This window comes from Ornithinimicrobium sp. CNJ-824 (assembly GCF_001942405.1).
Taxonomy (GTDB): Bacteria; Actinomycetota; Actinomycetes; order Actinomycetales; family Dermatophilaceae; genus Ornithinicoccus; species Ornithinicoccus kibberensis.
Window position 1 is genome coordinate 17503 of the sequence record NZ_MKKA01000016.1, and the last position, 22572, is coordinate 40074.

General features: G+C 74.8%; 20 protein-coding genes and 3 pseudogenes. 17 read left to right on the forward strand and 6 right to left on the reverse strand.

Translation table 11 applies throughout. The annotated features are described in order from the left end of the window. The first annotated feature begins 72 nt into the window (after nucleotides 1-72). Genes BJF81_RS17965 through BJF81_RS07980 form a run of 3 tightly spaced genes read left to right on the forward strand, consistent with a single transcriptional unit; the run spans nucleotide 73 to nucleotide 3261 of the window. Complete coding sequence (locus BJF81_RS17965) at nucleotides 73-231, forward strand: hypothetical protein (RefSeq protein WP_158068640.1); 159 nt, start codon at nucleotides 73-75, stop codon at nucleotides 229-231. Then, nucleotides 228-2666 carry a glycosyltransferase gene (locus BJF81_RS07975; protein WP_075957894.1) on the forward strand — a complete coding sequence of 813 codons (2439 nt, stop codon included), beginning with the start codon at nucleotides 228-230 and terminating at the stop codon, nucleotides 2664-2666. The genes BJF81_RS17965 and BJF81_RS07975 overlap by 4 nt, the downstream gene beginning before the upstream one ends. Further along, complete coding sequence (locus tag BJF81_RS07980) at nucleotides 2626-3261, forward strand: mycothiol transferase (RefSeq protein ID WP_083664083.1); 636 nt, start codon at nucleotides 2626-2628, stop codon at nucleotides 3259-3261. Before BJF81_RS07975 ends, BJF81_RS07980 begins: the two co-directional genes overlap by 41 nt. Nucleotides 3262-3441: 180 nt before the next feature. On the opposite strand, the gene BJF81_RS07985 is transcribed toward BJF81_RS07980, so the two are convergent. Beyond that, on the reverse strand, nucleotides 3442-3993 hold the full coding sequence (locus BJF81_RS07985) for a CDP-alcohol phosphatidyltransferase family protein (protein ID WP_158068641.1): 552 nt from the start codon (nucleotides 3991-3993) through the stop codon (nucleotides 3442-3444). A 64-nt stretch (nucleotides 3994-4057) separates the two neighbouring features. On the opposite strand from BJF81_RS07985, the gene BJF81_RS07990 reads away from it, so the two are divergent. From BJF81_RS07990 to BJF81_RS08005, 4 genes and pseudogenes are all read left to right on the forward strand, one after another. Further along, a complete protein-coding gene (locus tag BJF81_RS07990; protein WP_202817454.1) occupies nucleotides 4058-5023 on the forward strand; it encodes a zinc-dependent alcohol dehydrogenase in 966 nt (321 codons plus the stop codon). A gap of 79 nt (nucleotides 5024-5102) precedes the next feature. Beyond that, nucleotides 5103-5455: pseudogene (locus BJF81_RS07995) on the forward strand (6-pyruvoyl trahydropterin synthase family protein). Further along, entirely contained in the window at nucleotides 5452-6609 is a 1158-nt protein-coding gene (locus BJF81_RS08000) for a glycosyltransferase family 4 protein (RefSeq protein ID WP_075957898.1), read from the forward strand. The pseudogene BJF81_RS07995 and the gene BJF81_RS08000 overlap by 4 nt, the downstream one beginning before the upstream one ends. Further along, nucleotides 6606-7466, forward strand: coding sequence for a hypothetical protein (locus BJF81_RS08005; RefSeq protein ID WP_075957899.1), 861 nt, complete (start codon nucleotides 6606-6608; stop codon nucleotides 7464-7466). The genes BJF81_RS08000 and BJF81_RS08005 overlap by 4 nt, the downstream gene beginning before the upstream one ends. Here BJF81_RS08005 and BJF81_RS19415 read toward each other — a convergent pair. From BJF81_RS19415 to BJF81_RS08020, 3 genes and pseudogenes are all read right to left on the reverse strand, one after another. Then, the gene (locus tag BJF81_RS19415; protein ID WP_075957900.1) at nucleotides 7380-8126 is read right to left on the reverse strand and encodes a RibD family protein; all 747 of its coding nucleotides are present in this window, start codon (nucleotides 8124-8126) and stop codon (nucleotides 7380-7382) included. The two genes, BJF81_RS08005 and BJF81_RS19415, sit on opposite strands and share 87 nt — an antisense overlap. A gap of 169 nt (nucleotides 8127-8295) precedes the next feature. After that, nucleotides 8296-8859 (reverse strand): annotated as a pseudogene (locus BJF81_RS19420) (GTP cyclohydrolase II); the annotation flags it as partial. 31 nt (nucleotides 8860-8890) lie between these two features. Then, nucleotides 8891-9598: an HAD family hydrolase gene (locus tag BJF81_RS08020; protein WP_075957901.1), complete on the reverse strand. Its 708-nt coding sequence runs from the start codon at nucleotides 9596-9598 to the stop codon at nucleotides 8891-8893. A gap of 279 nt (nucleotides 9599-9877) precedes the next feature. Here BJF81_RS08020 and BJF81_RS08025 point away from each other — a divergent pair, with 279 nt between their 5' ends. The 7 genes from BJF81_RS08025 to BJF81_RS08055 all read left to right on the forward strand — a co-directional run bounded on the left by BJF81_RS08025 (nucleotide 9878) and on the right by BJF81_RS08055 (nucleotide 15837). Further along, nucleotides 9878-10981: an ABC transporter ATP-binding protein gene (locus BJF81_RS08025; RefSeq protein ID WP_075957902.1), complete on the forward strand. Its 1104-nt coding sequence runs from the start codon at nucleotides 9878-9880 to the stop codon at nucleotides 10979-10981. Further along, the gene (locus BJF81_RS08030) at nucleotides 10978-11619 is read left to right on the forward strand and encodes an ABC transporter permease (protein ID WP_075957903.1); all 642 of its coding nucleotides are present in this window, start codon (nucleotides 10978-10980) and stop codon (nucleotides 11617-11619) included. Before BJF81_RS08025 ends, BJF81_RS08030 begins: the two co-directional genes overlap by 4 nt. Further along, nucleotides 11616-12305, forward strand: a complete 690-nt coding sequence (locus BJF81_RS08035) for an ABC transporter permease (RefSeq protein WP_075957904.1) — start codon at nucleotides 11616-11618, stop codon at nucleotides 12303-12305. The genes BJF81_RS08030 and BJF81_RS08035 overlap by 4 nt, the downstream gene beginning before the upstream one ends. 13 nt (nucleotides 12306-12318) lie before the next feature. After that, nucleotides 12319-12951, forward strand: a complete 633-nt coding sequence (locus BJF81_RS08040; protein ID WP_075957905.1) for an HAD-IA family hydrolase — start codon at nucleotides 12319-12321, stop codon at nucleotides 12949-12951. Between the two features lie 64 nt (nucleotides 12952-13015). Next, nucleotides 13016-13990 (forward strand): ABC transporter substrate-binding protein, encoded by a 975-nt coding sequence (locus BJF81_RS08045; protein WP_075957906.1) that lies wholly within the window; start codon nucleotides 13016-13018, stop codon nucleotides 13988-13990. A 7-nt stretch (nucleotides 13991-13997) separates the two neighbouring features. Further along, complete coding sequence (locus BJF81_RS08050) at nucleotides 13998-14732, forward strand: CPBP family intramembrane glutamic endopeptidase (protein ID WP_075957907.1); 735 nt, start codon at nucleotides 13998-14000, stop codon at nucleotides 14730-14732. 34 nt (nucleotides 14733-14766) lie between these two features. Beyond that, complete coding sequence (locus tag BJF81_RS08055) at nucleotides 14767-15837, forward strand: NAD(P)H-binding protein (RefSeq protein WP_083664086.1); 1071 nt, start codon at nucleotides 14767-14769, stop codon at nucleotides 15835-15837. 34 nt (nucleotides 15838-15871) lie between these two features. Here BJF81_RS08055 and BJF81_RS08060 read toward each other — a convergent pair whose 3' ends face one another. Continuing rightward, nucleotides 15872-16900: a MerR family transcriptional regulator gene (locus BJF81_RS08060; RefSeq protein ID WP_075957908.1), complete on the reverse strand. Its 1029-nt coding sequence runs from the start codon at nucleotides 16898-16900 to the stop codon at nucleotides 15872-15874. 178 nt (nucleotides 16901-17078) lie between these two features. Then, complete coding sequence (locus BJF81_RS08065) at nucleotides 17079-17291, reverse strand: hypothetical protein (RefSeq protein WP_075957909.1); 213 nt, start codon at nucleotides 17289-17291, stop codon at nucleotides 17079-17081. 356 nt (nucleotides 17292-17647) lie between these two features. On the opposite strand from BJF81_RS08065, the gene BJF81_RS08070 reads away from it, so the two are divergent. From BJF81_RS08070 to BJF81_RS20935, 3 genes and pseudogenes are all read left to right on the forward strand, one after another. Further along, nucleotides 17648-19465 (forward strand): bifunctional metallophosphatase/5'-nucleotidase, encoded by a 1818-nt coding sequence (locus BJF81_RS08070; RefSeq protein ID WP_075957910.1) that lies wholly within the window; start codon nucleotides 17648-17650, stop codon nucleotides 19463-19465. Nucleotides 19466-19781: 316 nt separating this feature from the next. Next, nucleotides 19782-21539 (forward strand): peptidoglycan-binding domain-containing protein, encoded by a 1758-nt coding sequence (locus BJF81_RS08075; RefSeq protein ID WP_075957911.1) that lies wholly within the window; start codon nucleotides 19782-19784, stop codon nucleotides 21537-21539. A 341-nt stretch (nucleotides 21540-21880) separates the two neighbouring features. Continuing rightward, nucleotides 21881-22486, forward strand: a pseudogene (locus BJF81_RS20935) (App1 family protein); the annotation flags it as partial. Between the last annotated feature and the right edge of the window lie 86 nt (nucleotides 22487-22572).

The window sequence follows — 22572 nt, forward strand, 5'->3', positions numbered from 1 at the left end:
GGGGCGGGTCCTGCTGGCGTCGGTGCAGACGCCGTTGTCGCCGGTGGTGCTGGACGCCTGGGCCTGGACGTGGTGCACGCCCGCAGCGCCTGGGTCGTCGGCGGGCGCACCGTGCCGGACGAGGAGGTGGACGAGGAGCACGCGGCGTTCTACGCCGAGCACCCCCTCGTCGTGGAGACCGGGATGCGCAAGTACGCCGACCTGCTCACCGCGTGGGGCTGGGAGGAGTGAGCGCCGGGCCCTCGCCCGCGTCCGACGGGACCGCCGGCGTGCCGCCGGTCGTCCACGTCGTGGCCGGGCCGGACGCCCACGGGGTGGTCCTGCACGGGCTGCGGATCCGGGCGGCGACCCGGGCCAGGACCGACCTCGTCCGCGCCGACCTGCTGTCCGACGTCGACCCGGCCCTGCTGCGGGACCGGCGGGTCGTCGTCCAGGTCACCGACCGGGTGCTGGCCGCCCGCCGCGAGGACGCCCTGGCCGCCTGGCGCCGGGCGACCGCCGGGGCCGTCCGCCTCACCGTCGTCCTGCACGACCTGCCGCAGGCCTCCGACGGTCGCCACCGCGGTCCGCGCAGCGAGCTCTACGCGGCCCTCTGTGCCGACGCCGACGACGTCGTGGTCGCCAGCCGGCACGAGAAGCTCCTGCTCGCGGCCGTCCTGCGGCTCGCCTTCCCCGGCCCCCGGGCGCGGGCGCTGCTCGACCGGACCCACGTCATACCCCTGCCCGTGGTGGGTGGTCCCGCCGGTGGCGCCGCGGCCGGTGGTGCGGCCGGTGGCGCCGCGGCCGCGGACAGGTCGGAGCCGTCCTCGCCCCCGACCGTGGCCACGCTGGGGTTCCTCTACCCCGGCAAGGGGGTCGAGGAGGTCGTCGACGCCGCGGCCGAGGCCGGGCTGGACGCCGTGAACATCGGCGGGGTCTCTGCCGGCCACGACGACCTCGTCGACCAGCTCGCCGGCCGGGCCGCCGCGGCCGGCACCCGGTGGTCGGTGACGGGGTGGGTCGACGACGCCGACCTGCCCGCCGCGCTGGCCGCCGCCGGCATCCCCGTGGCCGCGCACCGCCACCTGTCGGCCTCCGGGTCGATCAACAGCTGGCTGGCCGCGGGCCGGCGGCCGGTCGTCGTGGCGTCGCGCTACACCCGCGAGCTGGCCGACCGGATGCCCGGCGCCGTCCGGCTGGTCGGGCCGACGCACGCGGAGCTCGTCGCGGCGCTGCGGGAGGCGGCCGACGACCCGGCCTCGACCTGGCTGGGTGAGGACGTCGTGCTCGGGCCGGACGAGGAGGAGGCGGCGGCGCTGCTGCACGAGGTCGCCGACCGGCCGGCGGTGTCGGTGGTCGTGCCGTACTACCGCGGCCAGGCGATGCTCGACGTGATCCTGGCCCAGCTGGACGCGCAGGACGGGGTCGTCGGCGGCCTCGAGGTCGTCGTGGCCGACGACGGGTCGCCCGAGCCGCCGACGGTGCACGGGACCCGGGCCGGCGCCGAGGTCGGCGGGGACGGGACGGTCGTCACGGCCGGCCGGTGGCCCGTGCGGGTCGTCCGGCAGGGCCGCGACGGGTTCCGCGCGGGGGCGGCGCGCAACCTGGGCGCCCGGCACGGGGCGGGGCGGGTGGTCGTCTTCGTCGACGGCGACACCGTGCCGGCGACCGGGACCGTCGTGGACCTCCAGAAGGCCTGCCGCACACCGGGTTCCACCCTGGCCGTCGGCCACCGTCGGCACGCCATGCTGACCGGCCCGGACGGCGCCGTGACGTGGCCGCCGCAGGACGAGCTGCCCGAGCCGGAGTGGCTGGCGCAGGGGTTCGCCGCGACCGCCGACCTGGCGGAGGCCGACGACGGCGGGTTCCGCTGGATCATCTCCGCGGTGATGGCGGTCGACCGGGCGCTGTGGGACGTCCTGGGCGGGTTCGACGAACGGCTCAGGGGCTACGGCGGCGAGGACTGGGAACTGGCCTGGCGCGCCTGGCTCGCCGGCGCCGACCTGGCCCACGTGCCGGACGCCGTCGCCTGGCACGACGGGCCCGACCTCAAGGGCCGGGAGGGCGAGGAGGCCGAGCACCTGGCCCGCACGAAGAACGCCGAGACCGGCCGCCTGGCCCCCCTGCTGCCGCACCCGCTCGTCCGCGGCCGCGGCTGGACGCACCCCTGCCCCGACGTGGTGGCGCTCGTGGAGGCGACGGGCTGGACCCCGGGCCAGGTGGAGGTCGTCGTCGAGACGCTGCTGGACCACGGGGACGTCGGCGTGTGGGTGCGCGGGGGCGAGCACGTGCCGGCCGACCCACGGGTGCACGACGGGCTGCCCGGGCACGACGTCCTCGCCCGGGCACGGGCCCAGGTCGTCGTGCGTGAGCCGGTGGAGGTGCTGCGGCTGCCGTGGGGGCGGTGGCCGGAGGAGCTGACGTCCGTGGTGGCCGGGATGGCGGGGGGTGCGACGGCAGGGGGTGCGACGGCGGGGGGTGCGACGGCAGGGGACGCGACGCCGCAGGACCCGCCGGGACCCGTCAGCGTCGCGGCCACCCGGCTCGCCGCGAGGGGTTCCCGTCCGGTCGCTCTGGGAGCAGACTGGACGAGGCCCGTGCCACGGGACGTCGTGGTCGAGCACTGGCGCCAACGGAGGCTGAACGATGAGCGACGACGCAGGCAGGACGGACGCACCGACGGCTGAGCAGCGTCGGGTGGACGACGGACGTACGAGCGAAGACCCGCCCTGGGAGCCGCCGCTGACGGGCGACGAGGCGGGCCACCTCCTCGGCAGCCTGGACCGGATGCGGATGACCTTCCGCTGGAAGGCCGACGGGCTCGATGCCGCGGCGCTCGCGTCCCGGACCGGCGCCTCGCAGCTGACCATGGGCGGGCTGCTCAAGCATCTGGCCAGCGTCGAGACGATCGGGTCGACCTTCCGGCTGGACGGCTCCAACCCGGGCAGCCCGTGGGCCGAGGCCGACTGGGAGGGCGACCCCGGCTGGACCTTCACGACCGCGGCCGACGACCCGCCCGAGGAGCTCTACCGGCTCTACGACGAGGAGGTCGCCCGCGCTCGGGAACGCTTCCGGGCGGCCGTCGCCGACGGCGGGCTCGACCGGGCCGTGGCCCTCGGCGGGGACGACGTCACGGTCAGCCTGCGCCGGCTGCTGTTCGACCTGCTCGAGGAGTACGGCCGGCACACCGGCCACGCCGACTTCATCCGGGAGGCCCTCGACGGCCGGGTCGGCGAGGACCCGCCGCCCGACTGGTCGCCGCCGCCGTCCTGGCTGACCTGAGCGAGCGCCGACGCGCGCCGGCGGAGCACGGGGCCTGGCGGAGCGCTGACGTGAGACCCCCCTTGCTGCGGCGAGACCCCCCAAATATCCGGGGGCTCACCGGTGTTCCGGGGGTCTCGCCCGACGGCGCGTCAGGACCGGACGTCGACACGTGCCGCGGCAGCCCGGCCGACGGGCCTCTCACGCCCCCACCACCTGACGCTCCAGCCACCGGACGTCCACCGCGAACGACCACGTCACGAGCACCACCGCGAGGGCGACCGCCACCTGCACCAGCACCTCGGGCCACACCGGTGCCATGCCGATGACGAGCGTCCCCGTCGTCGTCCCGCCCGCGATCCGGCGCCACGGCCGCGGCGGCAGCGGGCGCCGCCACGCCGGACGGACGACCTGCACCGCGAGGAAGACCGGGAGCAGCAGCCCGCCGACCAGCGCCCACGGCGCGAGCGGGACGACCGCCACCGACAGGACGAGCACGAGCAGCCCGTCGACGCCCGAGTCCAGCCGCGCCCCACGGTCGGTGACCGACCCGGTCCGGCGCGCGACATACCCGTCGAGGGCGTCCAGCGCCCAGGCCGGCACGGCCAGCGCCACCAGCGTCCACGCCCACGCGCCCCGACCGTCGCCCACGTCCCACGCGTCGCCGTCGACGAACCCGCGCAGGACGACCACCGCGAGGACGAGCACCAGCACGCCACGTCCGGCGGTGATCAGGTCGGCGGGCCGGGTCACCTCCGGCACGCTACCGGGGGCGTCCGCCCGGCGCGGCCCGCGACGACCGGCCACAATGGCGGGCATGGAGGCACGGGCGTACTGGACGGTCCCGCCGGGTCACGGCGAGGTCCGCACGGAGCAGATCGCCCCGCCGGGGCCGGGCGAGGCGCTGGTGCGGGCGAGGCTGTCCGCCGTCAGCCGCGGCACCGAGCTGCTCGTGCACCGCGGCGGCGTGCCCGAGGCCGTCGCGGAGCGGATGCGGGCGCCGTTCCAGGTGGGCGACCTGCCCGGGCCGGTCAAGTACGGCTACCTCTCCGTCGGCGTCGTCGAGGACGGGGAGCCGGACTGGGTCGGGCGGCGCGTCTTCTGCCTGCACCCCCACCAGGACCGGTATGTCGTGCCCGTCTCCACCCTCACGCCCCTGCCCGAGGACCTGCCGGACCGGCGGGCCGTCCTGCTCGGCACCCTGGAGACGGCCGTCAACGCGCTGTGGGACGGGCGGCCGCTCTACGGCGACCGGGTCGCCGTCGTCGGCGGCGGCATGGTCGGGGCCTGCGTGACCGCGCTGCTGGGCCGGATGCCGCTGACCCGGCTCGAGCTCGTCGACCCGGACCCGGAGCGGCGGGCGCTCGCGGCCGGCCTGGGCGCCGTCGGCGTGACGCCGGAGGAGGCGTCCGGCGACTGCGACCTCGTCCTCCACGTCTCCGCCACGTCCGCCGGGCTGCAGCGGTCGCTGGAGCTGCTCGGCGACGAGGGGGAGGTCGTCGAGCTGTCCTGGTACGGCGACCGGACCGTCGCCGTCGACCTCGGCGCCGACTTCCACGCCCGTCGGCTCTCCGTCCGCGCCAGCCAGGTCAGCCGGGTCAGCCCGCACCGGGCCGCCCGGCGCGACCACGCCGACCGGCGGCAGGTGGCGGTCCGGGCCGCGGCCGACGAACGGCTCGACGCGCTGCTCGCCGGGCCGACGCCGCTGGACGAGCTGCCCGCCCTCATGGACAGGCTCGCCGACGGGGCGCCCGGCCTGTGCCACCTGGTGTCCTACCCCTGAGCCCGCGCGCACGGCATACCCCCCGACCCCCGACCGCTAGGAGCCCGCGTTGTTCACCCTCACCGTCCGCGACCACGTCATGCTGGCCCACTCGCTGCCCGTCCCGTTCTTCGGCCCGGCGCAGGGGTTGCACGGGGTGACCTACGTCGTCGAGGCGACCTTCGAGCGGCCCGACCTCGACGAGCACGGGTGGTGATGGACATCGGCGCGGCGACCGAGGCGCTCAAGGGCGTGCTGGGGCGGATCGCCTACGGCAACCTCGACGAGATGGCGGAGTTCGCCGGGATGCTCACCACGACCGAGGTGATGGCCCGGTGGGTGGCCGACCGGCTGGCCGAGGCCGTCGACACCACGGGGCTCGAGGCGCTGACGGTGACGCTGCGGGAGCACCCGGACGCGTGGGCGAGCTACCGGCGGGACCTGACGGGGTGAGTCCCGGACGCGCGGCGCCGCTGACCTTCGTCGTGCCCGCGCGGCCGGCGGGGGAGCCCAGCGGCGGGGACCGGTATGACGCGCTCCTCGCCGCCGCGTGGCGGGCCCGGGGCCGCGAGGTGCACGTGGAGGCGGTGCCCGGGTCGTGGCCGCGGCCGACGGGGGAGGACCTGGCCGGGCTGGCGGACGTGCTGCTCGGGGCTCCCTCCGCTCCTGTGACTCATCGGTCGTCCCGACGACCGATGTGTCACGACAGCGGGGAGGGCGGCGGGCCCGTGCTGCTCGACGGGCTGGTCGGGTGCGCGGCGCCGGAGGTCGTGGAGCGGTGCGCCGCCCGGCGGCCGACGGCGGTGCTCGTGCACGCCGTGCTGTCGGAGGGGGCCGGGGCGAGCGGGGAGGACGCCGCGGCGATGGACCGGTCGGAGGCCCGGGCGCTGCGGGCCGCAGGCGCGGTCGTGGCGACGAGCCGCTTCGCGGCGGAGGACCTGCGGGGGCGCTACGGGCTGGAGGAGGTGGCGGTCGCCGAGCCCGGCGCGGAGCCGGCCCCGCTCGCCGGGGGCACGCCGCCGCCGCGCGGTCCGCAGCTGCTGGCCCTGGGGGCGGTCACGCCGGGAAAGAACCACGGCGTGCTGCTCGAGGCGCTGGCCCGGGTGCGTGACCTGCCGTGGGCCGCGCGGTGCGTCGGCCCCGCCCCCGACCCCGAGCAGCTCGACCGGCTGCTCCGGCTGGCCGAGGGGCTCGGGCTGGCCGACCGGGTCGACTGGCCCGGGCCGATGACCGGCGAGGCGCTGGAGCGCACGTGGGCGGCGACCGACCTGCTCGTGCACCCCTCGAGGAGCGAGACCTACGGGATGGTCGTGGTCGAGGCGCACGCGCACGGCATACCCACGGTGGTGGCGGCCGGGACGGGCGCGGTCGAGGCGCTGGCGGGGGAGGCAGGCGTGGCGGGGCACCCGCCGGCGGGCGGTGCTCCCGGAGCGGCCGTCGACGTTACCGGGCCGGGGCCGTTGGCGGAGGTGCTGCGGGAGTGGCTGACCAGCGCGGACCTGCGACGGGCGTGGCGCGAGGCGGCGGTGTCGCGCCGGGGACGGCTGTGCGGATGGGACCGGACCGCCGAGCGGATGGACGCCGCACTCGCCAGACTGGGGCGATGACGACCGAGCCGGCGCAGCGGGCCAGCCCCGACTGGCTGGACCTGCGGTGGGCCGCCGACGCGGAGGCGCGGGACCGGGGGGCCGCCGACCTGCTGGAGCGGCTGGTCTCCCACCTGCGCGGACCGGGCCGCGACCAGGGGCCGGTGCGGATCGTCGACGTCGGGGCCGGGACGGGGGCGAACCGGAGGTACCTGTCGCCGCGGCTGCCGGTCGAGCAGGAGTGGGTCTGCGTCGACCACGACCGGGAGCTGCTGGACCACCCCCGGCACGACGGCGCGCGCCGCATCCACTGCGGGCTGGCGGACCTGCCCGCGGCGGTGGCAGGGCTCGGGGGTCCGGCCGACCCTGCCGCGGTCGTGGTGGCCAACGCCGTGCTCGACGTGCTGACGACGGCCGACCTGGCCGCCCTCGCGGACTGCGTCGCCGCGACCGGAGGGCTGGCGCTGCTGTCGCTGTCGGTCACCGGGCAGGTGCGCTGGGAGCCGTCCGACCCGGTCGACGACGTGCTGGCGCGGGCGTTCGACGACCACCAGCGGCGGGACGGACGTCCCGGGCCGGACGCCCCGACGGTCCTGACGGGGATGCTGCAGGAACGGGGGCTGCGGGTGGTGGCCGCGCGGACGCCGTGGGACCTGCCGGGGCCGGACGGCCGGCACCGCGAGCTGCTGGTGCGCTGGCTCCAGGAGCGGGTCGGGGACGCCGCCGGGCAGGAGCCCGCGTCCGCCGAGGCGCTGCGCGAGTGGCAGGCCCGACGTGCCCCGCAGATGGAGTCAGGCGCCCTGCGGGTCCGGGTCGACCACGTGGACCTGCTCGTCCTCGGCCGGGACGTGGCCGACGGAGCGCAGCGGGGGGCGTGAGGTCACGCCCCGCCCCGTGGCCCCGCCCTCGGGCGCGCCGTCCCTCAGCACGAACTCGGTGACGACGTCCTCGCCCAGCACCCACCGACGGGCGGCCGGCCGCAGCGCGTCGGCCAGCCGGTCGGTCCCGCCGACCCGCAGGCCGGGGACGCCGTCCCCGATGAGCACGGGGGCCGTGGTGAGGAACAGCCGGTCGACGGCACCCGCCTCGACGAACGCCGAGACCAGGCGCCCGCCCCCCTCGACGAGCACCCGGGTCAGCCCGCGAGCCGCGAGCAGGTCCAGGACCTGGTGGGGAGCCATCGGACCGTCGTCCTCCCAGCGGACGACCTCGACGTGGTCGGCGAGCCCGTCGGGGACCTCGACCTCCGGCCCGACCACCCACAGGGTCGCGGCGGCGCCGTCGGTGAGGGTGGCGGTGTCCTGCGGCAGGACGCCCCGCGGGTCGAGCACGACGCGGACGGGGTTGTCGCCGGGGACCGCCCGGACGGTGAGCCGGGCGTCGTCCGCGGCCACGGTGGCGGCGCCCACGACGACGGCGTCCACGAGCGCGCGCAGACGGTGGAGGTGCTCGCGGTCGGCGTCGCCGGTGACGTACTCCGCGTCGCCGGTCCGGCTGGCGATGAACCCGTCGATGCTCTGCCCGAGCTGGGCCAGCACCAGGGGCGCCGCGCGCCGCCCGCGACCAGCGGGCCGTAGCGGTCGGCCAGCACCCCGTCGGAGGCACCCGGCCGGCCAGGAGCAGCTGCCACTCGTCGAGGGCGTCCCGGTCGTGCCCCATCCGCTCGCGCTTGGTCTCCAGGTAGCGCTCGTTCTCCGGCCGCGTCGGCACGATGAGCGGCCGCCGCTCCTCGATGGTGATGCCGAGGCCGGTCAGCGCCTGCTCCTTGGCCGGGTTGGACGACAGCAGGCGCACCGACCGCACGCCGAGGTCGGCGAGCATCGCGGCGGACTGGTCGTAGGTCCGGGCGTCGGCCGGGTGCCCGAGGCGCAGGTTGGCGTCGACGGTGTCGACCCCGGCGTCCTGCAGCTCGTAGGCACGCAGCTTCTCGGCCAGGCCGATGCCGCGCCCCTCGTGCCCGCGGACGTAGACCACCGCGCCGCGGCCCTCCTGCGCGATGAGGTGCAGCGCGTGCTGGAGCTGCTCGCCGCAGTCGCACCGCCGCGAGCCCAGGGCGTCCCCGGTGAGGCACTCGGAGTGGACGCGCACGAGCGGGGCCGGGGCGTCCACGGGGTCGTCGTCGTGGATGCCGACGCTGACGACGACGTGCTCCTCGCCGGTGTCGTCCCGGTAGGCCGTCATCCGGAAGGTCCCGTGCCGGGTGGGCAGCACGGTGTCCGCCATGCGCTCGATCATGGCGAAGCGGTCCTCGGAGACGGGATCCATCGACATCCGGCCAGTATCTCGCGAGGCCGGGGGCCGCTCACGCCGGACCGTCCCCCGGGGTATGCAGCAGCTCCCCCAGGTCGGCGACCACGGCCCGGGCCCCGGCCGCCAGGAGGTCGTCGCGTCGCTGCGCGTCCTGGGCCACGCCGACGACCGGGACACCGGCGGCGTCGCCGGCCAGGACGTCGGTGACCGAGTCGCCGAGGAAGACGGAGGGCAGCTGCACCGTGACCTGGGCCAGCGCCCGCAGGAGCAGGTCGGGGGCGGGCTTGAGGTCGTCGGTGCGGCCGGCCGTGCGGCCGTGCACCCCGTCGAGCCGGGCGGTCAGCCCCGGCACGTGCCGGTCGAGCACGGCGGGAACGACGCCCGGGTCGTTGTTGGTGACGACGAAGACACGGGCCGACCGGGCCAGCGCCTCGTCGAGGAACTCCAGGGCCCCCGGCTGGAGCGGGGCCGTCCGCGCGGCCTCGAGCTCGATGCGGGTCACCACGTCGGCGGCGTCGCCAGCGACCTGCGGCGCGTGCTCGCCGATCATCCGCAGCACCTGCACGTGGTCCGGCTCGTCCCCCAGCACCGGGGCGAGGTGGGCACCGGCGCGCTCCACGGCATACCGGCGCAGGTCCGCCGACACCTCCAGCCAGGTGGTGCCGGGGAAGATCCGGGCGAGGGGCCCGTCGAAGTCGACGAGCAGCACGTCGGCGCCGTCGACGACGGCCCTGGCACGGTCGTTCTGGGGGTTCGTCACCCCGCCGAGACTAGACGGGCGGGCTCGGGTGGCTCGGCCCACGTCCTGTGCGTGACACGCCGGGACGGCCTGTGCAAGAACCGTGCCCCAGCACGCGACACGCCGCAGCGCCGGCTGCACGGTGCGCGACACGCCGGGACGGGGGTGGCAGACGCCCGAGCGCCGGCTGCACGGTGCGCGACACGCCGGGACGGGGGTGGCAGACGCCCGAGCGCCGGCTGCACAGTGCGCGACACGCCGGGAGGCCGGAGGGCGACCCAGCCGATAGCGTCTGACCCCATGATCCGGTTCGAGGACGTCACCAAGAGGTATGCCGACGGCACCGTCGCCGTCGACGACCTGTCGCTGGAGGTGCCGCGCGGCGGGATCACCGTCCTCGTCGGGCCCTCCGGCTGCGGCAAGACGACCAGCCTGCGGATGATCAACCGGATGGTCGAGCCGACGTCCGGCCGGATCCTGCTCGAGGGCGAGGACATCTCCCAGCGCCCGGCGGCCCAGCTGAGGCGGCACATCGGCTACGTCATCCAGCACGCCGGCCTCTTCCCCCACCGCACCGTGCTGGCCAACGTCATGACCGTGCCGCGGCTGCTCGGCTGGGACCGCGGGAAGGCGCGCGCGGCGGCGATCGAGGCGATCGAGAAGGTCGGCCTCACCCAGGACCAGGCCAAGCGCTACCCCGCGCAGCTCTCCGGCGGCCAGCAGCAGCGGGTCGGGGTGGCGCGGGCGCTCGCCGGCGACCCCACCGTGGTGCTCATGGACGAGCCGTTCAGCGCGGTCGACCCGATCGTCCGCGGCGACCTGCAGGCCGAGGTCCGCCGCCTGCAGCAGGACCTGGGCATCACGATCGTCATGGTGACCCACGACATCGACGAGGCGCTCACGCTGGGCGACAAGATCGCGGTGATGGGCTACGGCGGGCACCTGGCCCAGTTCGCCTCCCCGGCCGAGCTGCTGGCCGAGCCGGCCGACGACTTCGTCGCGGACTTCGTGGGCAAGGACCGCGGCTACCGGGCGCTGAGCTTCGCCGCCCCCGACGTGGCCGTGCGTCCGGAGCGGACCGTGCGCGTGGGCGAGAACGTGGCGGCCGGGTCCGGCTGGGTGCTGGTCGCCGACGACGAGGGTATGCCGCAGGGCTGGGTCGACGTCGCCGGCTGGGGCGGTCCGGTGCCGGCCGAGAAGGTCCGGCGGTTCGGCACCGTCGCCGAGGCCGGCGCGAGCGCCCGGACGCTGCTGGACGCGGCGCTGTCCTCGCCGAGCGGGCGGGGCGTGGTCGTCGAGGACGGGCACCTCGTGGGCACCGTTACCGCGGACCAGGTGCTCGCCGCGATGCGTCGCGAGGGCCACGTGGCCACCCCGCCGGGCAGCCCGGAGGAGGCCCCGTGATCGGCGGCGTCGCCTGGGAGACGCTGGGCGAGCTGACGCTGCGTCACCTCTACCTGGCGGGGGTGCCGCTGCTGCTGGGGCTGCTCGTCAGCCTGCCCCTGGGGTGGCTGGCCGCGCGCAGCCGCTGGCTGCAGACCCCTGTCGTGGCCGGCACCTCGCTGCTCTACACGATCCCCTCGCTGGCGCTGTTCATCATGCTGCCGCTGATCCTGGGCACCCGGATCCTCGACGACGCCAACGTGCTGGTCGCGATGACCCTCTACACGGTCGCCCTGCTGACCCGCACGGTCGCCGACGGGTTCGGCTCGGTGCCGGGGCACGTGCGTCAGGCCGCGACCGCGATGGGCTACGGCGAGCTGCGCCGGGTCGTGTCGGTCGACCTGCCGCTGGCGGTGCCGGTCATCACCGCGGGCCTGCGGGTCGCCGCGGTCAGCAACGTCTCGATCGTCTCCATCGCCGCCCTCATCGGCGTCAGCCAGCTGGGGATGCTGTTCACCGACGGGTTCAACCGCAACGCGATGGGCCCGATCGTCGTCGGGGTGCTCGCCTGCGTGGTGCTAGCGGTGACCCTCGACGCGGCGATCGCCGGTCTGTCCAAGGTGCTGACCCCCTGGCTGCGGAGCGGGGCGGGCGCATGATCGGCCAGACCTTCCAGTGGCTCCTGGACCCGGCGAACTGGACCGGCCAGGGCGGCATCCTCGCCCAGTCGCTGGCCCACCTGCGCTACTCCTTCCTCGCCCTCCTGGCGGCCGCGGCCGTCGCCGTCCCGATCGGCCTGTGGGTCGGGCACACCGGGCGGCTGCGCTGGCTGGCCGTCAACCTCACCGGCGCCTTCCGGGCCATCCCCTCGCTCGGTGTGCTGTTCATCGCCGTGCTGCTCCTCCTGCCCCGTCTGCGCGGGGAGTGGGCCTACGAGGCGCCCGCGCTCATCGTCCTCGTGCTCCTGGCGATCCCGCCGATCCTGTCGGGCACCTACGCCGGCGTCCAGGCCACCGACCCGGCGGCCCGGGACGCAGCCCGCGGGATGGGGATGACCGGCGCCCAGGTGCTCCGCCAGGTCGAGGTGCCCGGCGCGCTGCCGCTCATCATGTCCGGGCTGCGGTCGGCGATGCTGCAGATCATCGGCACGGCCACCATCGCCGCGATCGTGGGGCTGGGCGGGCTGGGCCGGTTCCTCATCGACGGCCAGGCCAGCCGCGACTACGCGATGATGGCCGGCGGCTCGATCGCCGTCGCCGCCCTGGCGCTCCTCGTCGACCAGGTCCTGGCGCTCGTCCAGCGGGCCGCCGTCTCGCCGGGGCTGCGCCACGCCTCCGCCGGGTAGCCACAATGGCCCCATGAGATCTGTCATCTGGGACCTCGGCGGCACCCTCGTCGACAGCTACCCCGACGTCGACCGGGCGCTGGCCGTCGCCGTCCACGGCGAGGACGCGGTGGGCGAGGACGAGCTGCGCGAGGTCGCCGGGCTCACCCGCGTCTCCAGCGGCCACGCGATCGAGACGCTGGCCCGCCGGCACGGCGTCCCCGAGACCCGGCTGCGCACGGCATACGAGAGGACCAAGGAGACCTGGCGCACCGACCCCCCTCCCGCCGTGGCCGGGGCGCACGAGGTGCTGGCGGCGGTGACGGCGGCGGGCGGGCTCAACCTCGTCGCGACCCACCGCGACCGGGAGAGCGCGACGCAGCTGCTGCGCACCCTCGACCTGGACGTGGACGACATGGTTTGCGCCCCCGACGGCTTCGCCCGCAAGCCCGACCCGGAGATGCCGCTGGAGCTGCTGCGCCGACACGGGCTCGACGCCGCCGACGTCCTGGCCGTCGGCGACCGCCCCGGCGACGTGGCGGCGGCGCTCGCGGCCGGGATCCCCGGCGTCCTGCTGGAGACGCCCGGGATCCCGCTGGACGCCCCCGACGCCCGCCGGATCACCGACCTGCGCGAGGTCCTCGGGATCCTGGGGCTCCCCGCCTGAGGAGCCGCGCGGAGCCTGCTGTGGCACGCTGGTCCCCGACATCCACCACCGCGGAGGAACCCTGATGAAGCGCAGCTCGATCCTGGCCCTGACCGTCGCCGCCCTGGTCCCGCTGAGCGCCTGCGGCGGCGGCGGAGACCCGCTGGACGCCGAGACCCCCGAGAGCGAGGGCTCGGCCGAGGACGGCGGCTCCACCGACGACGACGGCTCGACCGACGACGCGGCTGCGGGGGGTGGTGACGTCGGCGAGGTCGTCGTCGGCTCGGCCAACTTCCCCGAGAACGTCCTGCTCGCGGAGATCTACGCCGGCGCGCTCTCCGACGCCGGCGTCGAGGTGTCCACCACGCTCAACATCGGCAGCCGCGAGACCTACATGGCCGGCCTGGAGGACGGGTCGATCGACCTCATCCCGGAGTACACCGGCGGCCTGGCCACCTACCTCAACCCCGAGATCACCGTGACCTCCTCCGAGGAGGTCCTCGCCGAGGCGCAGGAGAACCTGCCGGACGGGCTGCAGCTGCTGCAGATCAGCGAGGCCGAGGACAAGGACTCCCTCGTCGTCACCAGCGAGACCGCCGACGAGCTCGGGCTGACCTCCATCGCCGACCTCGAGCCGCACGCCGGGGAGCTGGTCCTCGGCGGGCCGCCGGAGTTCGAGTCACGTCCCAACGGCGTCGACGGCCTGCGCGAGGTCTACGGGCTGGAGTTCGCGCAGTTCCGCTCGCTGTCGGCCGGGGCCACCCTGACCGTCCAGTCGCTGGTCAACGGCCAGGTCGACGTGGCCAACATCTTCACCACCGACCCGGCGATCGAGGAGAACGACCTCGTCGTGCTCGAGGACCCCGAGTCGCTCTTCGCCGCGCAGAACGTCGTGCCGCTCATCAGCACCGAGAAGGTCAACGGCACGGTGGAGGAGGCGCTCAACGAGGTCTCCGACGCGCTGACGACCGAGAACCTCACCGAGATGATGGTCCAGGTCGTCACCGATGGCCAGGACCCGGCAGAGGTGGCCCGCGAGTTCCTCGACGAGAACCTCTGACCCGACGGTGAACCCGGTTCGTGAGGTCGCCGACGAGCTCCGCGACTTCGTCGAGGCGGCGCTGGTCAAGCCGGTCCCCGGCCGGTCCGAGGACCCGCCGGAGGTCGTCCGGCGCCGCCGCGTGGTCGTCGTCCTCACCCTGGCCGTCGGCGCCGTGCTGCTGTGGTGGTCGCTGTCGCTGCCCCCGGGCGACCCGACGTTCTACTACGGCACGGCGGTCCTCGCGGTCGTGTGGGCCGGGGGAGCCTTCGCCTCGGGCCCGCTGCGCCGCGGCCGCGCCAACACCCGCGAGGGCACCCACTACGTCGTCCCGGTCGTACAGCCCATCGCCCTGGGCGTGCTGCTGCTGGCGTTCTTCCTCGCCGGGGCGCTGCTCGTCTCGCGGGTCCCCCTGCTGGCCGAGCCCGTCGAGGGCCTGCTCGACCACGCCCGCGCCGGGGTGCTGTGGGTGGTCCTGGTCATCACCGTCTTCAACGGGGTCGCCGAGGAGCTCTTCTTCCGCGGGGCCCTCTACGCCGCCCTGCCCCGGCACTGGGCGGTCGTCGGCAACGTCGTCGTGTATGCCGTGGTGACGGTCGCCGTCGGCGTGCCCCTCCTCGTCTTCGCCGCCGTGCTCATCGGGGTCGTCTGCTCCCTGCAGCGCCGGGTCACCGGCGGCGTGCTGGCCCCGATCATCACCCACATCACCTGGTCCGCCGGCATGCTGCTCCTCCTGCCACCCCTGATGTCCCTGCTGCGCTGACACCGCATACTCCCTCCTCCCACCTGGAGTCCCGATGACCGAGCACGCCGCACCCGCCCCGACCGACCTCGACGCCGACCTGCTCGGCGGACCGCCCGGACCCGGCTCCCTCGCGCTCGTCACGGGGGCGACCGGCTACATCGGCGGCCTGCTCGTGCCGCGGCTGCTCGACGCCGGCTACCGGGTGCGCGTGCTGACCCGCTCGGCCGGCCGGCTGACCGAGGACTGGGCCGACCGGGTCGAGGTCGTCGAGGGCGACGCCCAGGACGCCGACGACGTGCGCCGGGCGATGGAGGGGGTGGCGGTCGCCTACTACCTGCTCCACTCGATGGACGGGGAGGGTGACTTCCGGGAGCGGGACCGGCGGATGGCCCGCACGTTCGCCTCGGCGGCGCTGGCCGCGGGCGTCTCGCGGCTGGTCTACCTCTCCGGCCTGCACCCCGACGGCGAGCTGTCCTCGCACCTGGCCTCGCGGGTCGAGGTCGGGGACATCCTGCTCGACTCCGGCGTCCCGACCGCCGTGCTGCAGGCGGCCGTGGTCATCGGCGAGGGGTCGGTGAGCTTCCAGATGCTGCGCTACCTCACCGGTCGGCTGCCGGCCATGGTCGCGCCGAAGTGGCTGCACAACCGCATCCAGCCGATCGCGATCGACGACGTCCTGCACTACCTCGTCGGCGCGGCCTCCCTGCCGGCGGACGTCGACCGGACCTTCGACATCGGCGGGCCCGACGTGCTGACCTACGAGGAGATGATGCAGGCCTTCGCCGAGGTCACCGGCATGCGCCGGCGGTTCATCGTCACGCTGCCCGTGCTGACGCCGTGGCTGGCGGGGCACTGGGTCGGCCTGGTGACCCCGGTGGCCTCGGGGGTGGCCAAGCCGCTCGTCGGGTCGCTCGTGCACGAGGTGGTGTGCAAGGAGGACGACATCGTCGAGCTGGTCGGCGAGCCCGAGGGTGGGCGCACGCCCTACCGCGAGGCGGTGCGGCTGGCGATGGCCGACGCCTCGCCGGACCCGGTCCGCGAGATCGGCCCGAAGGTCGCGGCCGGCGTGGGTGCGGGTATGGGGCTGCTCGCCCTCGGGAAGGCGCTCGCCCGGAGGCGGTGACGCCCCGAAGGGCGGTGACGCCGGGGCCGGCGGGTCAGCGCAGCTCGGCGACCATTGCCCGGGCGGCCTCGACGACGCCGCCCTCGAGACGGGTCACGCCGAGCTCCTCTGGCCAGTCCGTCCCGCAGCCACGGCCGCCGACGTAGATCGCCGGGGGTTCCGGGGTGCGGGCGAGCACCTCGACGAGGACCTGGGCGCTCGCGTCGTCGCTGGTGACCGGGACCGACACGGTGACCGCGGCCGGCCGCAGCTGCTCGACCGCGTGCGTCCAGCTGGTGACCGGCAGGTCCCGGCCGAGGTAGCGCACGTCGGCGCCCAGGCGGCGCAGGCAGGTGGCCAGGGCGAGAGAGCCCAGCTCGTGCATGGCGCCGGGTGGCAGGCCGATGATGACGACGGGGCCGCCGTCCTGGGGGCCGGCCGCCTCGAAGGCCCTGCTCAGCCGCCGGTGGACGGCGGCGCTGACGAAGTGCTCGCCGCCCACGTCGATGAGGCCGTCCGCCCAGGCCTTGCCCAGGCGGGCGAGCGCCGGGGTCAGCCAGCGCTCGAAGACGAGCTCGAAGGAGCCGACGGAGAAGGCCTGGTCGAGCGTCCGGTCCAGGCTGATGCGGTCGAGGGAGCGGGCGGGCGGGATGAGCGCCTCGACCGGGGGCAGGCCGGTGGAGGACAGGTCCAGGGTGACCCATCCGTCCCGGCGGGACGCGCCGCCCTCGGACGTCGGCGCCGGAGTCTGCCCGTCGTCGGAGCGTGGGGCCCCGTCGCGACCGGTGGACCGTTCGCCGCCGCGGCCGGGGGAGCCCGCGCGGACGAGGGAGACGGTGCCGTCGCGGCCGGTGATGGCCCGGAGGTCGCGGACCTGCTCGGCGGCGAGGGAGGCCGGGGTGCCGGCCTGGACCAGCTCGGCCATCTTGCGGAGACGGGCCACGTCCACGTCGTCGTAGAGGCGGTAGCGCGACTCGCTGCGCCCCGGCTCGACGACGCCGTATCGACGCTCCCACGCGCGGAGCCGGTCGGCCGCGACGCCGGTGAGTCCGCTGACCTGCTTGACCGTGTAGCGGACCGTCATGGCACCTCCTGGGTTCGGGTTCGGGGTCGACCTGCGGGGTGGTGGTGCCCCAGCCTAGCCCGAGGGTTGGACGGAGGCTGGACAGTCAGGTCGGTCGTGCGGGGCGGAACGCACCGGGGGCCCGGAGCATGGTGCTCCGGGCCCTGGGCGCGGACCGTGCGGGGATCGGTAGCAGGCTTCAGTTGCACCAGGGGTAGACGAAGAGGCTGTCGTCGCCGGCGCGGTGGTCGGCAAGGACGACCGACAGGGGCAGGACCTCGGGCAGGCCGGAGATGTCGGCGCCCTCACGGACGGTGGCGCCCGCGGTGACGGCCGTCGCGATGGGCAGGCCCTCCTTGGCCACGGTGGAGAACAGGCCCACCTCCTTGAGGGTGGCGATCCCGGCCTGCATGCAGGCGGTGTCGGGCTTGCCCGCGGGGGCGGCGCTGGCGGCGGGCGCGCCAGGGCGGTGAGGGCGAGGGCGGTGGCGGTCGCGAGGCCGGCGATCTTCTTCATGGGGTTCCTCCTGGTGGGTGGGGGTCGGCGTCGACCCGGTGATCTCAGAATGAACCTCTCCACGAAGGTTTGGCAAGTGTTTGTCTAAAGACGGTCGAATGACTGGGGCCGCAGACCGGGAACCGTCGGTGTCGCCCGGATGAACGCAGGGGGAAGACAAGCGGGCGGTCGGCGGGTACGGTCGTCGGTGGCTCGGGGACGGGGTACCGTGCGACGGTCCCCCACGAACAGCATCAGGGAGAAGATCCAGCAATGAAGCGAACTCTCGCCCTCGCGCTCGCCGCGGTGACGGCCACCTCCATGGTCGGCGCCACCGCGGTCGCAGCGCCCAGCGACAAGGCCAACGAGAAGGCCCACACCGCCCCCCACGGCAAGGCCAAGGGGCACGACAAGGCCGACAACCCCAACAAGGGCCGGGGCAACAACAGCGGCAAGAAGGGCACGCCCCCCGGGCAGCAGCCGGTCGACGTCCAGCTCCTGCAGTTCAGCGATTTCCACGGGCACCTGCAACCGATGGACCTCTACAAGGAGCTCGACGACGAGACTGAGGTCTACCTCGGAACCTACGGTGGTGCTGCCTATCTCGCCGGTCTGGTCAACGACCTGCGTGGAGACTTCGAGGGGACGACGTTCACGGTGTCGTCCGGCGACAGCATCGGAGGGTCGACCTTCGACTCCGGTCTCTTCCAGGACGAGCCGACGGTCGAGATCCTCAACGCCATGGGTCTGGATGCTTCGGCTGTCGGTAACCACGAGTTCGACGAAGGCGTCACCGAGCTCATGCGCATGGTCGAGGGTGGAAACCACCCCGAGCTCGGGCAGTTCGGGGAGACCGCCTACGCCGGCGCCGACTTCCCCTACCTGGCGGCCAACGTCGTGTGGAACGACAGCAGGGAGCCGATCCTGCCTCCGTACACGATCGAGAACATCAGGGGTGTCAAGGTCGGTTTCATCGGCGTCGTGACCGACGAGACCCCCACGCTGGTTTCGCCCAGCGGCGTCGCGGACGTGACCTTCCTGGACGAGGCCGAGGCCATGAACAGGTACGCGGCAGAGCTCCAGAGACGGGGGGTCGAAGCCATCGTCGGGTTGGTCCACGAGGGAGGCTACGACGACGGGGTCTACGCCGACGCGATCACGTCGGAGGACGTCAATGCCGGTTGTGAGGATCTGACCGGCCCCATCGTCGACATCAACGCCGCAACCTCCTCCGAGGTGGACGTGCTGCTCACCGGGCACACGCACAGCGGATTTGCCTGCATGCTGCCGGATGGCTCCGGTGGGCAGCGTGCAGTGGCCGGGCCTGGCGACTGGGGCCGCGTCCTGAGCCAGACGACCTTCCAGGTGGATCGCAGGACCAAGGACGTGATCCGGGAGAGCCTCACCGTCGCCAACCACGTGGTGGACACCGCCGAGGTGACCCCTGACCCCGAGGTCGCCGCCATAGTGGAGTACTGGACCGCCCAGGCCGACTATGTCGGCAGCCAGCCCGTCGGCTCGGCGGCGGAGCCGATCACCGGTGATGCAGGCGGGGACCGCGGCATCGAGACCCCGATGGCCGACCTGGTCGCCGACTCCATCCACTGGTGGGGCGAGGAGGCGGCCGGTGGTGACATCGCCTTCATGAACGTCGGTGGCGTTCGCGCCAGCCTCGACGAAGGCCCGATCACCTACCGCGAGGCCTACGCTGTGATGCCTTTCGGCAACTACCTCGTCACCATCGACATGACCGGGCAGCAGATCATGGACGTGCTGAACCAGCAGTACAACCCGGACCGCAGCAGGACCATGCTGGCGCTCGGCGTGTCCGAGGGGTTCACCTACACGTGGGACCCCTCGACCAACTCGGTCGTCCCCGGATCCATGGAGCTGAACGGCACCTCGATCGACCTGACCGCGACCTATCAGGTGTCGACGCTCAACTTCCTCGCCGAGGGCGGTGACAGCTTCAGTGCCTTCACCGAGGGCACCAACCTCGTCGGCGGGCCCGAGGACCTGGCGAACTTCGTCAACTACCTCGACGCCCACCCCAACCTCGAGGCACCGGAGGACCGCGTCAACGGGCTGTGACCCGCTGAGCGGCCGCCGGCCGAAGTAACGCACGACGACGGACGGGCCATCCCCTCGGGGGTGGCCCGTCCGCCGTGTCCGGGGAGCCCTGAATGGGGCCCATGTGGCAGGTGGGACGCACGCCCCGTGACTGGTTGGTCACAGGAGGGCAAAGAGGGTGCGAACCCTCTGGTCAGGGGGCCGACGGCGGCATAGAGTTGCCTCGACGCGGGCCCCCGTGACGGGTCTCGTGCAGGTCGTCAGTGGTGACAGGAAGCAGAGCAGCGATGTCAGCAGCAGGGGGATCCCGCCGGAGCACGGTGGCCGCAGCCGCCCGGTGGAGCGCGACGGCCCTGCTCGCCGGCGCCTGGCCCTCGGGGGTTCGCCGGCCCTGGCCAACCCCGAGCCGGTGCCCGTCGACCCTCAGGGCGGTGTCCCCGCCCAGCCGGTCGACCCGGCCGTGGAACCCGCCGACCCCGCCGTCCCGCCTGCTGACCAGGGCACGACCGAGCCCGCCCCCGCTCCGGCGCCCGTCTCCCCGCCACCGACGGCGACCGGCTACGTGCCCAACGGCAACGCGGGCGGGCCGGCCGTCTTCTCCCCGGTCCCGGCCGACCCGGCCGTGGTCCCGCAGCCGCCGGTCAACGAGGCCCTGCCGGTCGAGGTCGACGAGCGCGGTCCGTTCGCCCAGCAGGTCTCCTGCGACCCGGTCGACCGCCCCGGGGTGGTCGCCTTCGCGCTGCTCGTGACCGGCCACTACGACCGGCCCACGTGGTTCGGCTCCCGGCCCTGCATCGACTACGCCAGCTTCCACCACGACGGCCGCGGCCTGGACTGGCCGCTCAACGCCTTCGACCCCGCCGACCGGCAGATCGCCGACTCGGTCATCGTGTGGCTCACCGACAACGACGGCGAGATGGCCGACCGGTTCGGCCTGGAGTACCTCATCTGGAACGGCCTCATCTGGCACGGCGACGGCCGCGGATGGCAGTTCTACACCGGCACCCCGCACACCGACCACATCCACTTCTCGTTCACCTGGGACGGTGCCCAGATGCGCACCTCGTGGTGGACGGGCGTCGCCGTGACCGAGCCCGACCTGGGCCCGTGCGACGTGGTCCCGGGCCAGTACGCCCCGCTGCACCAGCTGCCCCGCGTCACCGCGTGCGAGCAGGCGGCGTTGGCGGCGGCCCCGGCCACGGGTATGCAGCGCGTGCGCCCCGGGGAGTCCGGCGGCGGCGTGGCGATGCTCCAGGAGCAGCTCGGGCTGCCGGTCAGCGGCGTGCTCGACGACCGCACCCGGACCGAGCTCATCACCTGGCAGACCGAGCACGACCTTCCCGTGACCGGCATCGCCGACGACTTCACCTACGCCGCGCTGCTCGGCTGGGAGCTGGGCGAGCTGCCCGCGACGGTCCGACCCCCCGAGCGGGCCGACTGGCAGACCACGGCCTTCACGCCCCACCTGCGCACCACCCGCGCCCAGGGGGACACCGGCGAGGCCGTCAAGGTCCTCCAGGAGTTCCTCGGCGTCGAGACGGACGGCAGCTTCGGCCCGATCACCGCGGCCGCGCTGGCCGAGTGGGAGGCGACCGTGCCCGTGCTGCAGGCACAGGCCGACCGCCGGGCCGAGGATGCCGCCGTGGTCACCCCGCTGACCTGGCTGACCGCCGAGCGCGCCGCCCACCCGACCTCCGCCGTGCGGGACGTGGCGCTGGAGCAGGGCGACCTCGACCGGGTCGCCGACCCGGACGGCGCCCTCCGGCCCGACGGCGACCACGCCGGCGGCGCCGTGGCGCTGCTCCAGCGGCTGCTCGACCTGGAGACCGACGGCAGCTTCGGCCCGATGACCGCCGAGGCGGTCCGGCAGGTCCAGCAGGCGGCCGGCCTGGAGGTCACCGGCGTCGTCGACGGTCCCACCTGGGTCGCGGTCGAGCAGGTCGCCCTGGAGGCCGGCACCGTCGAGGGTGCGCCCGGTGCCGCGGCGGCCCGCGAGCGGCGGGAGGCCGAGCGCGCCGCCGAGGAGCAGGCGGCGGCCGAGGAGGCCGCCCGGCAGGAGGCCGAGCACGACGCCTCCGTCGCCGCGGCCGACTGACGCAGGCGCCGAGGCGCACGCGCGCCGCATACCTGACGGTGGGCGCCGCTAGTCTGATCCCCATGGCGCGCCCCCACATCGCTGCCCGGCTGGAGGACTCCGTCCGCGCCCGGGTCGGGTCGTCCCTGGTGAAGCGCGGGTGGCAGCAGCGGCTGTTCGGCTACACCGGCTACGCCAGCACCGAGCGGGCCCGCGTGTTCGCCCGGGTCGTCCTGTCGCGCCACGACCCGCACGAACGCACCGCCCTGACCCACGCGCAGGACTCGCTGCTCGACATCGCCCAGCGGGGCTGGCGCGTCTTCCTCACCGCCCCCGAGGTCGGTGCCGAGGTCGTCGTCCGGATGGGGCGGGCCACGGTCACCACGACCAGCGACCGGGGCGGCTACGTCGACGTCGAGGTGCCCGGCCACGGGCTGGCCCCGGGCTGGCACGACGCGAGCGTCTCCCTTCCCAACGGCGACTCGGTCACGGTGTCCGTCCACGTCGTCGACCCCGGGGCCGAGGTGGGGCTGGTCAGCGACATCGACGACACGGTGATGATCACCCACCTTCCACGTATCCTCATCGCCGGCTGGAACACCTTCGTCCGCTCGGAGATGGTGCGCGAGCGGGTGCCCGGGATGGGCTCGATGTACCGCGCGCTGGTCGCCGAGGACCCGCGGATGCCGCTGTTCTACCTCTCCACAGGAGCCTGGAACACGGCGCCGGCGCTGACCCGTTTCCTGCGGCGGCACGACTACCCCGTGGGCCCGATGCTGCTGACCGACTGGGGGCCGACGAACACCGGGTGGTTCCGCTCCGGGCAGGAGCACAAGGAGCGCGAGCTGCGCCGGCTGGTCGAGGAGTTCCCGCACATCCGCTGGATCCTCGTCGGCGATGACGGCCAGCACGACCCCGTCATCTACGGCACCCTGGCGGCCGAGCACCCGGACGCGGTCGAGGCGATCTGCATCCGCGAGCTGACCCCCGCCGAGCAGGTGCTCTCCAGCGGTCTGCCGGTGGCCACCGACGAGCTGCTGGGCAAGCGGGCCAA